Genomic DNA, 12,392 nt, shown 5'->3' with positions numbered 1-12,392 from the left:
TCTATTTCCCTTGTACGGGTTCAATTTGAATAAGCCGCATGCCATACGCATCGATGGCGGCAGACAGGGTAAGGTTTTCTTTACCTGATTGCACGTAGGTTGTCTGGGTTTTTATTTCATTCAGTCGTTTTACTTCCCCGGGTGAGAAGTCTTTTTCATACCGGTCGGCCCCACGCGTCAATGGCAACGTCTGGTACTTTTCCTGCGATAGTATTTGTTTATACCCTTCGTCCCCGGGCGAACTGTACCATTGCGTGATTTTCAATTTTGTATTTCTGAAGCTAGCCGGCAGGTCTTTTATGATCAGGTCAATATCAGAATAATTCAACGGTGCTGCCTGTTCATAAAAGATCGAAGGCGAGGCGCTGAACAATAAAACACTGAGCTTATTTCTTTCTTTCGTAGCCACTGCATGTAAACCCCAGCCTTCTGCATCTACTGGTGTTGTATGCACCGGTAATTTCTCATCACCCAGTTTACTGCGCAACACCAGCCCTTTGGCATAGGTTGACAATACATTTTGTTTGCCATAGGTCAGTAATGCGAAATGCCAGCCTGCGCCGCTGATAGGAAAAAACGTTCCCGGTTCTTTTTCATAATAATCCTGTAAGGCGGTAGTAAAACAGGCCATGGCTGCTTCTTTCTTCATGGCGCCTTGCAGGTCGCTCAGGTCTTCAATGGTAGAAGGTTCTGCAAGCCCCATTTCATCAACGATCACCGGAATACTTTTTTCAAGATGGTAACGCTGTTGAAAACGTTGCAGGCTGTCTGCCACGCCTTTTATTTGTGCCGGATAATTTCCGGGAAAGAGATAGGTATGCCAGGTTATAAAATCAAGGTGTTTGTTGGAAGAGGTGTCCATACTGTAACGCTGCAGAAAACCTTTTATAAAATCCCGGCGACTGGTAGGATTGTTACTTCCCAACCCTGCGATCAGTAATTGATCCCCTTTTCTTTGTAGCGCATTGAATGAGGCCACTGCTTCGTACAGGCATTTGAAGAACTGATAATGCGCATCGGCATGTACTGCTGTGTTGGTTATATTATCCAGCTCATACGGCATCTGTACAATACGTAAGGCCGGACAAATCTTCTTTGCATAGATCAAAGTGGTTAAATAACCCTGTTTTATCTTGTCCCATTCCACCCCGGGAATGCCTGCCGCCGGTAAAGGCAGTTGTCCCATTTGACTGTATTGCTTGTATAATTTTACTATGGGTGAGAGCTGCAGATCGAGCAACACGGTATCGGCTGCTGCGCCAGCTGCTTCAAGCCATTGTTGCAGATAAGGCAACTGGGTGGAGTCTAACTCTGCAGGCTTATCCATTTTCCAGGGCAGGTAATGATGCTGATAGCGGAACAGCGAAAAATGCCTGCCCAAAACCGTTGTTACCGCCTGGGCCATTTCTTTCATTTGTGAAGATGGCGGCCCATATTGAAAATCCTTGACTGGGTTGCCCGAATACGCCATTACGCGCAACTCCCCTTTATCTCTTGGTTGTACCGGGCCCTGACAAGCCACTTCTACCCTGCCCTTTTGTAATAAAGAGGCCGCGCGTTGGGCGGTGGTTTGCCGCCATTGGCGCAACCGCGTATCATGCCGTTGCCAGGCGGCGGTTATTGAATCGGACGACAGTTTTATGTTATCTGCCAGTTGGTAAGGGTCCACCTCAGCCATATTCTTAAAAACAGAACCAAGTACCAGTGAGGATTCTACATCCATATGATGCGTAACAGAACTAAATATAATAGAAAGCCTGTTGCCGTAATTAATCAATTGCGGATAAGCGCGGATGTGCATCATACCTGTAACGGTCACCAATGGTTTGGGGCCTTCCGGACTGCTTACTTTCAGGGTGATAAACGAAACCTTGAACAAACCACCGGTGAAGGTGGTAACGGCCTTCGGATGCAATTTGCAAACGATGGTTTCTTCCGTACTGCCTTTTATTCGTAAGGAGAACGCCAGTTCTTCTTCGCTGCCGATGGTATATTGGAAGGGCATCAGGAACGATACCGGCGCACCGGCTGCCTGATAAGGCACCAGGTCACTGGTGCACATTACTTCGCGTGCATAAGGAGAACCGCCTCTGAACAGCAACTGAACCCCATGTAAGATGGTACTGTCATTCCATTTGTATGCCTGCGACCAAAGTGCCCCATCGTACCAGCCAAACGTACCCCGCTGCGCATCTTCCTGCGCCACGGTGCTTTCTGCCGGGAATGGGAACTCACTATAGCCGTACCGCCATTTGAAAGTTATTTGCTGATCGGCTTTATAATATCGCTGTTGGGCGGAAGCAGTAGTACACAATACGTGCAACAGCAGTACCAACCAACAGGGCCCGGATAATAAACAGTTTCTTTTTGCGCTGCTGCCAGTCATGATTCGTTATTGCGAAATATTTAGTTCAACCTTGGAGGTGTTTGAATATTGTTTTATCAGCACGGCCGCCACTGCCACCAGGATGGTAATACCTACAATCAGGGCTATTCTTCCGTTTTCGGCTATATACCCCAGTATGGCAATACCCAGTCCCACAAATGCGGTGCTCCAGGCTATAACCCGCACGCCAAAGCGGTTCTGTTTGACCGCTTCAGGACTGGTATATGCGCCTGTCTCTTTTTCCACATGCAAGAGAAAAGGCACTTCTTTTTTTGTTGCGCGCGCATACATTTCGAATAGCACTAATAACAGAAAAGGGAACCCAACGCCTAACACCGTTTCCATGGTACGGGATAAAGTAATGCCCAGCACAGACGGCCCGAATATTTTGAAGAAAAGACTTACCACCATAGAAACAGCAGAGATCGTGATCAATGAAGTGGCGGTTTGTCGTTTTGAGAAAAGCGAATAAATGACCGGGCCGAATAAGCTACCGCCTGCAATAGCGGCTGTGCTTAACACTACTTCTACAATCCCCCCGGCAGCCGGGACCAGGATGGCCAGGAATATTGTGCCGGCCCCAAAAAGCACGGTAAATAACCTGGCCACCAGGATGGTCCGTTTCTCTGATGCGCGTTTAAAAAACACTCCTTTATAGATATCCTGTGCGAAAATGATGGCGGCAGTATTGATAGTGGTATTTGCTTTGCTTGCTGTAGCTGCTATCATACCCGACAATACCAGTCCGATCAACCCCGCCGGCAGCACTTTTTGACAAAGCATCATGTACGCCCCTTCCGCTTCTGTTCCCTGCAAACCGGGATTTATTACCCGGTAGATCATGGGTGGCAACATCCAGATAATGGGCGCCACCAGGTACAGGGCCGTAAACAGATACGCTACTTTTTTTGCATTGCGTTTTGTCGATACCGAGGTATAACGTTGCACATAACTCCAGTTACCAGCAATGTATACCACCTGGTAAATAAAAAAAGCTGCCATAAACCCAATGCTGTATTCTTCATTCACCGGTTCAAAAAAACGATCGGGTACCTTCTGTAAAAAGTTCGACATACCACCCACGTCTGACAACGACAAGGGTATGATGATGATCACAGCAGCGGAGAGAATTACAAACTGTACTACATCAGTGGCCAGTACGCCCCACAATCCGCCACCTGTTGTATAAATAACGATCGTAATGCCGATCACCGTAATACAGGCTTCCAGTGAAAAAGGTGTAGCCACGTACACGATCTTTCCAACAGCGTATAACACCGCGGCCGTGCTCACCAGACTGTACAACAAGACCATGTAACTGTAATATTGTTTAGCGGTGCGGCCGAACCGTTTGCCCAGGTATTCGGCTGCCGTAGTAGCGCCCGTATTTTTCCACCGGCCCGCAATAAACAAGGCAGTCACCAGTCCACTCACACACATGGTGAATTGAATGGCATTCGATACCAGTCCGTACCTGTAGGCAATAGAGCCCCACACCACAAAGGTGGCTGCTGAAAAATAGGAAATGAACAGTGAAAGCCCATTGATCCACCAGGGTGTTGCACCCCCTGCCTCAAAAAATGATTTTGAGCTTTTACTGCTTTGTACAGTAAATACCAGCCCGATGATCACCATCAGGATAGCGAAAACACTCATTACAACAAAATCCAGTTTACTCATAAATATTTTAATAGCATCTTATCTCAAAAATAGCAGCGGGCACATGGGCCGCCGGATGTTCGCAGGCAATAACCAGGGTATCAGTAACAAGCGGTTCCTGTAAGGTAATGATATTTCTTGTTTGGTAATTACCACTTATTTTTCTCAACAGATTACCCTGGCCATCATATACAGCGTAATTCCTTACACAAAAAGGCATCACATGTTCGGGATGACGCATCAGCACCGATTCCATGGGATGATCGAAGTCTGTATCAAAACTCAATTGTATAGTTTGAATGCTTCGTGGCTGATCCCACTGTAAGGTAAGCCGGGGTGAAACATCGGCCAGATCAGCAGCCCAGGCATTGGGCGCATGGTATGGCCGGGCATACCCATTCTGTACATTAGCTGCGGCATAGGTATATAAAGGCGTTGCAAAACCAATGGCCAGGTTAAGTCCTTCCGGGCGGCGTTTGGGTGTCCAGAATTCGAAGGCATCCATGCCGATGCCTTCGGGCGGCGTTTGTACGCCGGTGTTGGAAACAGCTTTGTTCTCGGCCTGGAACAACGACAACACACCGGTAACTCTTGTACCGGATAAATAGGCCGATACGCCGGGATTCTTTCTAAGGATCACAAAAGCATACCGGTTATCGGCAATGATGGTTTCCCATTCCAGCTCTACACAATTCTTACCTGCCTGTAAAGTGATGGTGCGTTCTTCCAGCACAAGGTCGGGGGTATAACTTCCCTTCCTGCTGCACACAGCCAGGTGAATGACAACAGCTGTTTTTTCTTTGGCCTGCAAATGAAAACGCATCACCGGCAATTTACCCGGCGATACCGGCAGCAACTGGGCCATGCCGGCATCCAGTGCATACAGTTCACCATTTTCGGGCAGGCCGGATAGTTTGTATTCACTGGAAGCTGTTATGGTTGCTTCTGTTGCCTTGTCGCTGACATCGTCGTTTTTTATACCCGGTATAAACTGACCACTCTTTAACAATTGTTGCTGCAGGGTCTTCATTTGTTCATTCACCTGCCTCGGTAATAGCTGTTGTGCTGTTGCCAGCACAGCAGCCATGGCTACAGCCTGCGCATTATTTGCCGATGTGCCCATTACCCTGGTAGAGCCGAAAGCAACATGCGAAGCACTAATGATACGACCTGTTAAAAAAAGATTGGTGATGTTTTTACTATACAGGCAACGGTAAGGGATTTCATAAATGCCTTTGCTATGCCACTGGTTACACCCCGGCAGTTCGCTGAAGACGCCATCAGCGGGATGCAGATCTATTGACCAGCCGCCAAATGAAACGGCATCTTCCTGCGGGCGCTGTTGCACAACGTCCTGCTGCCGCAGCATATAGTCGCCCATAAACCGGCGGCTTTCGCGTTTGCCGGGAATGGCGCCCACCCATTCAAGGGTATAGTTGGCAGCCTCAGGGAAATTGCCTGAATTCTTGATGTAATTCCAAACGCCATAAACAACACGCCACAGTTCCCACTTTATAAGCTCGGTATCTTTTATGGTATCGAGGCGGCCGCCATATTCGATCCACCAGAGTTTGCAACCCTGGTCCTGCAGATTAAATGTTTTATAACGGGGAATGGCAGTTATATCTGTCAGGGCAAAGGAAGGAGGTATAAACTCCACAGGCTGGCCGGTATCTTTTGAATAGAAGTACATACTGTGGCCCAGTAACTCCCCATATTCTTTTGACGGGGCAAACTGTTCGCCGAACTCCTCCCTTGACTCAGCGCCCATTTTAAATGCGGCACCTGATAAAAAGGCGATCACGCCATCACCCGATGCATCGCAAAACAAAGGCGCCTGAAATGTATAGGCGGTCTGGTTCTGGCTGCAATAACCCGTAAGGGCCTTTATTGAATCAGGGGTGTTCTTTATCACTTCATACACTGCGGTATTCAGGAACAGTGTAATATTCTTTTCCTGCACTACCTTCTCCAGCAGGATGGAATCAAAGATCACCGGGTTGCCTTCAGGATTGCGATAGGTGTTCTCAACCAGTATTTCATCGATAACCCCGCCTTCCCGCGCCCACCGGTTATTATTACCCATATGCGAGGTAGCGCCGAGGATCCACAATCGTATTTCACTGGAAGCGTTGCCGCCCAATACAGGCCGGTCCTGCACAAGGGTTACTTTTAACCCTTCCCGTGCAGCCGTGATGGCGCAGCAAACGCCGCTCATGCCGCCACCCACAATAATAAAATCTGAATTGATCGTTTCCTTAAAAAGACTTCTCGCGTTTCCGCCTTCATTCACTATCATACGTTGATACTTACTAAGGTTTATATGGTTGATGAAATGATATTGCCGTTATTATTTCCAGTCATCGTTTTGTTCCAACAAAGTATTGGCATTGATCTCTATCTGGGGAATTGGAAAGTATTTGTTTTTTGCTGCGGGTGTTCTTACCGGGTAATCGGCATTCACCGCAGCCGGGATCACCGTCAGGAATTTGTTGGTGCGCGTAAGATCGTACCAACGGTCGCCTTCGCCATAAAACTCCCAGGATCTTTCCTGCAGCGTAGAATCGATAAATGCCTGTTGGGTAAGACCTGCGGTTAGATCAGGTATGGCGGCTCTTTTTCTCACTTCATTGATGTAGGAATACGCAGCCGCAGTGGCTCCATTCTGATGCCCTTCCGCTTCTGCAGCGATGAGATACGCATCGGCCAAACGCAACAGGTAAATATTATTGCTGGCATAAGCGCCCACTGAATTGGGATCTTTGTATTTACCCATCAACACCAGGTCTTTTGTGGCCAGCCGGGTATCGATGTTTGCCTGCTGCACTACAGCGCCGGCACTGGTGGTATAACTGGTGGCCAGCAGGTCTTTGCGTTTGTCCCCGGCAATAAATGAATTATAGAATTTACTGTACACATAGATACCGCCTGCACCGCCTTTGTTATAGTCAGACGATCCATTGGGTGCATAGAAGTAATGGATCTGTGATTGCCGCACCGGGTTGGTGGTATTGTTCAACTCTACATCAAACAGCACTTCCTGTCGCGCCAGGTCCTTTTTCGCAGCTGTAAACAGATCGGTAAACGAAGGCACCAGTGTATACTTTTTTGAATCGATCACCGCCTTTGCACTCGTTAACGCATCTGCCCACTTCTCGTTGTACAGCGCCGCTTTTGCATGAAGCAGCAGGGCTGACTGTTTCGATACCCGTCCTTTTACAAAGGACGCCGAATAATCCGGCAACAGTTGTTCTGCTTTTGTGAGGTCATCAAATATTTGTTTATATACATCATCGATGGAGCTTTTGCCTACCACGGTGTTGCTGATGGCATTGGTTGGATTTATTTTCACTACAATGTTGCCGAAATTTTTGGTGAGCGTCCAGTGGAAAAACGCCCGCAGAAAATAAGCTTCACCTACAATGTTATCCCTTCTCACCGGATCCATGGGCGTTGCAGGAACTTTTGCAATAACCCAGTTGGCGCTTTCGATGGCAATATAGGCCCGTTTCCAGATCTCCATGGGTGATTCATTCGAGCGGCCAAAGCTGTTTTGTACGGAATATTGCGCATCGTATGAAAATTGCGTCAGCGTATTTCTGCCCACTACATTGCGGGGAAAAGTTTGATCGGCCGACCAGTCGGAAGCAAAGAAGGGCGCCCCGCTGTTATACATACCATACAGGTTGCCATACACCGCCGTAATGGCCGCTTCGGCTTCTGCTGCGTTGGAATAAAAGTCCTTGGTATAGGTATTGGAATAGGCCTTTTCTTCCAGTGCTTTTTTACAACTGGTAACACCAATGAACAGGATTAAAATATATGGAAGCTTTTTCATGATAATCGTTTTAGAAAGTTACCTGGGCGCCAATCAGGAATGAGCGGGATGCGGGGTATACAATGTTATCTACGCCAAATTGGGTATTCGAATTACCGAATGAACCTACTTCAGGATCGAAACCAGTATAACTGGTTACGGTGAACACGTTATTGGCGCTTACATAGGCCCTTAAATTTGAAATGCCTTTTACCTGGAAGGTATAACCCAGGGAGATGTTCTTACAACGCAGGAATGAACCATCCTCCAGGTAGTGGTCAGATAAAGGCAGGCGTCCGCCAAGACTGCCCGCAGCAATCTGGAAAGTACCATCTGTATTGGTGGGTGTATACCGGTCAGCAGCACCTGCCAGCAGGTTACGGCCACCCACGGGATTCTCCAGCGACCAGCGGGCCAGGTTGAAGATCTTATTCCCCTGCACTCCGGAGAAGAAAGCCGAGAAATCAAGGTTCTTATATTTCAGGTTGGTAGAGAACCCATATACAAACTTAGGATTGGCATTGCCGGTGATAACGCGGTCTGCATCGGTGATCTTTCCATCGGGTTTGCCATCCGGGCCGGTAATATCTTTTACCCGTTGGGTGCCCGGTCTTGGATTGGTAACCGGCTGGCCGGGAATGAGCGGATCGCCTACCTGCATTAAACCATCATATACATAGGTTTTGAAAAGCCCCAATGGACTGCCTACGCGCAGGATGTTGTAGTTATTGATGGCGATCTCCTGCGTAGTATCATCAGACAGGCGAAGTAATTTATTACGATTGATGGTTACGTTGGCATTTACATTCCACCGCAGATCGTTATTGCGGATGATGTCGCCGCCCAATGACAACTCAATGCCCTTATTTTCCAGCGAAGCAAAATTGCCGGTTACTGTTTCATAACCTGATGACAACGGCAGGTTTTTCTTATAGATGAGGTCGGTTGTTTTTTTGCGGTACACATCCATTACAAAATTTACGCGGTTGTCGAAGAGGTCGGCTTCCAGCCCAATGTCTGATTGTACCGAGGTTTCCCATCTTAAGTCGGGGTTGGGAACTCCCGTTGGCAGAATTGCCTTTGCCAGCGCATTGTTGAAAATGTAGTCGTTACCAGCGGCAACAGTTGCCAGTGACTGATAAGGATCGATAGCGGCCTGGTTACCGGTTTTACCCAAACTTGCTCTTAATTTCAGGTTGGAAATGGACCTTACTCCTAGTAGGAAATTTTCGCGCTTAAGGTTCCAGGCTACCGATGCAGCCGGAAAGAAACCATACTTATTATTCTCTCCGAATTTACTGCTGCCATCTACACGGGCAGTGAGATCGAGATAATACTTACCCCTGAAATTATAGTTGATCCTTCCCAGGTAAGAGATCAGATCGTCTTTGGTTCGGCCTGAGTTGATGGAAAAGTTCTTCGCCAGCTGCAGGGCTTCGTTGGTAGTGGCATCATTGATGAAGCCATACCCGATCATGTAGTTATAGTTATTGTTGTTCTCCAGTGCACTGAACACCCCGGTGAATTTGAACACATGATCATCGTTGAAGGTTTTATCATACGTGAGTATGCTTTCATGCATGAGCCTGATGAAATTGCTGTTGTATTTCATCCCATAGCCACCAAGGCCTCCGGCCAGGGAGATCTCACCTGCAGAAAACGCAGACGTGGGGAAATAGTAATCGTTCAGCGCATTGTTCGTATTCACACTCAGGTTCATCCGGTACTTCAATCCTTTCAATAAAGTGAGATCAAGGTAAAAATTACTCAAAATGGTATTGGTACGGGTAACATCTGTTGCCTGTAACCCAAGCACCGGATTTCTCAATTCAGAGTAGTAAGAACCGTAAGGCTGGTCCTTCCAGGCATATACACTGCCATCGTCGTTGTAAGGCTTAAGTACCGGCGGCGCACTTAATGCAGCACCGATCAGCGATTGTGTTAACCCACCGCCATCGTTATTGACAGAGCCTGTCTGAATACGGTTATTGATGGAACGGGTAAAGGTAGTAGTGGTCCCTATCTTCAACCATTTCTTTACGGTATGATCGAGGTTGAAACGGATGGCATACCGGTCAAACCTGGATTGCTTCACTACGCCTTCCTGGTCAAAATAGTTTAATGACAGCAATACCTGGGTTTTATCGTTACCCCCTGAAAAGTTCAACTGATGGTTTTGTATAGCGGCATCGCGAAATAATACATCCTGCCAGTTGGTACCGGTGGCAAACGAGTCAGGATCCGGGAACCGGTTGGTATTGTAGGTTTCGTTCTCTATTTTGGCAAACTCGGTAGCATTCAGCACAGGAAGGGTTTTTGAAACCTGCTGTACGCCATAATACCCATCGTAGCTGATGACGGAAGTACCGGCTTTACCTTTTTTAGTAGTGATAATGATCACCCCATTGGCAGCCTGTGAACCATAAATGGCGGCGGCAGAGGCGTCCTTCAATACTTCAATAGATTCGATATCGTTTGGATTAAGAAAAGACAGTGAGCTCACCTGGTTGGAGAATCCGCCTACGCCGCTGATATTGCCCAATGTAGGGGGACCGGAAACACCGGGCGCGGTTGAATTCTGAAGCTGCACTCCATCTACAATATATAGTGGTTCAGAGGAACCATTGATGGAGTTGGTACCGCGCAACCGCACGCTGATGCTGCCGCCCGGGGCCGCATTGTTTTGGGTGATCTGCAAACCAGCTACGCGGCCCTGTAAACCCTGGGCCAGGTTGGCCACCGGCGTTTGTAACAGGTCTGCCGCTTTTACCGAAGTGATAGCACTGGTTATTTCAGACTTTTTACGCGAGCCATAACCAATCACCACCACATCATCCAGACTGGCATCGCGTCGTTTTAGTTTAATTTTTTCGTAATTGTCGTGTTGCGTATTGATGGTCGTTTCTTCAAACCCGGTGTAGCTGATAATCAGCGAGGCGCCGGAGGGTGCATTTAATGAGTAAGTACCATCATCACCGGAGGTGGTAACTGCCTGGCTGCCTTTTACCCGGATGGTAGCACCGGCAACAGGCTGGCCTTTTTCATCGACAATAATTCCTTTAATGGGTTGCGTTTGGGCGGTAGCCGCAAACCCGAAAAGTAGCATGGTCAGTAGCATCAGACTTACAGGACGCAGCCTGAGCTGGTTCAGGATTCTTTTGTTCATAAGCATTCAATCGTTGTTTCTAATAGAAGGTTGTTACCGGAGTAACCATGTAAAGTTCATGCCCAATTTACAGCTGATTTTTATTTCCGATAACCTGAGCATCAACAACATGTATCGGGAACGATGTCGGAACCGTTCCCGATATTCAGTTTTTTTTATTATTTTCAACAAAGGTTCAAATAAAACTCTCCGATCAGTGATAAGATGCATCAAATGCGATGAGGTAAGCGGGATTGCCAAAGCAGGAAAAGTAAGGGGTAAACAACGGTACCATTGTAAACATTGTGGTTATTATTTTACGTTACAATCAGCTGCCCCCACCGCTACCGAAACAAACAGCACCCGGCACCATGCCACTATACTGGACATTGCCCAGAAATTAAAAATTTCGAAATCCACCGTTTCCCGGGCGCTGCGAAACAGTACAGACATCAGCCTGGAAACAAGGAATGCCGTGTTGAAAATGGCGCAGAAGCTGAATTATGTGCCCAATTATTTTGCATCGAGCCTGGTAAAAAGAAGAAGTTATTCCATTGGAATAGTAGTACCCGAACTGATCACCAATTTCTTTTCCCAATTTATTATCAGTGCCCAAAAAGCCGCTTCCCTGGCCGGCTATGAAGTGGTTATCTGCCACAGCAACGAAAGCTTCAGCAATGAACGGGACGTATTGAAAAGGCTTTTTGCCTATCAGGTGGATGGCATCCTGTTGTCGTTGAGCAGCGAAACAAAATCACTTGAACATTTACAGCCATTTGAAGATGCCGGGGTGCCGGTGATCCAGTTCAACCGCGTAAAAAACAAACCCGGTTTTCCCAAAGTACTGGCCGATGATTACCACGGCGCTTTTATAGGCGTTGAACACCTTATTAATAACGGGTATAAAAAGATAGGGCATATTGGCGGCCCCGAGAACCTGCAGATAAGCAAAAACCGGTTTCAGGGTTACAAGGATGCATTAAATAAATATAAATTGGAATACAATCCCGACTGGATCGTTTACCATGATCTGTCCCCGGCCGGAGCAATACACTGCGCCCAAACTTTACTGGAGAGATCGCCCCGGCCCGATGCGGTTTTTGCAGTTAATGATCCGGCGGCCATTCAATTGATCTTTGAAGCAAAAAAGAAAGGCATACAAGTAGGCCCCGAACTGGGTATAGTGGGTTTCAGCAATGATTCACGCTCTGAAGTGATAGAGCCATCGCTTACCACGCTGGAACAACCGATCACCCAGATGGCAGAAACCTGCATACACCTGCTGCTGAATAAAATAAACGACCCTAAATACAATATTGCCGCCACCACGGTGCTGAAGACCACCCTGATAGCCCGTTGTTCATCTCAGCGGATTCATTAACTTA

At 47.5% G+C, this 12,392-nt stretch carries 6 protein-coding genes; 1 reads left to right on the top strand and 5 read right to left on the bottom strand.

Annotated features, from left to right (window positions below):
- Nucleotide 1: 1 nt before the first annotated feature.
- Genes BMX95_RS11310 through BMX95_RS11290 form a run of 5 tightly spaced genes read right to left on the bottom strand, consistent with a single transcriptional unit; the run spans nucleotide 2 to nucleotide 11,028 of the window.
- Nucleotides 2-2,386 (bottom strand): hypothetical protein, encoded by a 2,385-nt coding sequence (locus BMX95_RS11310; protein ID WP_081204564.1) that lies wholly within the window; start codon nucleotides 2,384-2,386, stop codon nucleotides 2-4.
- Between the two features lie 6 nt (nucleotides 2,387-2,392).
- Nucleotides 2,393-4,066 (bottom strand): sodium:solute symporter family protein, encoded by a 1,674-nt coding sequence (locus tag BMX95_RS11305; RefSeq protein ID WP_081204563.1) that lies wholly within the window; start codon nucleotides 4,064-4,066, stop codon nucleotides 2,393-2,395.
- 7 nt (nucleotides 4,067-4,073) lie between these two features.
- Nucleotides 4,074-6,344: an FAD-dependent oxidoreductase gene (locus BMX95_RS11300; RefSeq protein WP_081204562.1), complete on the bottom strand. Its 2,271-nt coding sequence runs from the start codon at nucleotides 6,342-6,344 to the stop codon at nucleotides 4,074-4,076.
- A gap of 51 nt (nucleotides 6,345-6,395) precedes the next feature.
- Nucleotides 6,396-7,883 (bottom strand): RagB/SusD family nutrient uptake outer membrane protein, encoded by a 1,488-nt coding sequence (locus BMX95_RS11295; protein ID WP_081204561.1) that lies wholly within the window; start codon nucleotides 7,881-7,883, stop codon nucleotides 6,396-6,398.
- Between the two features lie 10 nt (nucleotides 7,884-7,893).
- A complete protein-coding gene (locus BMX95_RS11290) occupies nucleotides 7,894-11,028 on the bottom strand; it encodes a SusC/RagA family TonB-linked outer membrane protein (protein ID WP_081204560.1) in 3,135 nt (1,044 codons plus the stop codon).
- A 196-nt stretch (nucleotides 11,029-11,224) separates the two neighbouring features.
- Between BMX95_RS11290 and BMX95_RS11285 the strand changes: the two genes are divergently transcribed.
- Nucleotides 11,225-12,388 carry a LacI family DNA-binding transcriptional regulator gene (locus BMX95_RS11285; protein WP_165759111.1) on the top strand — a complete coding sequence of 388 codons (1,164 nt, stop codon included), beginning with the start codon at nucleotides 11,225-11,227 and terminating at the stop codon, nucleotides 12,386-12,388.
- The last annotated feature ends 4 nt before the right edge of the window (nucleotides 12,389-12,392 follow it).

The sequence above is a fragment of the Niastella yeongjuensis genome (assembly GCF_900110245.1).
GTDB classification, from domain to species: domain Bacteria; phylum Bacteroidota; class Bacteroidia; order Chitinophagales; family Chitinophagaceae; genus Niastella; species Niastella yeongjuensis.
This window is presented reverse-complemented; position numbering and strand designations above follow the sequence as displayed.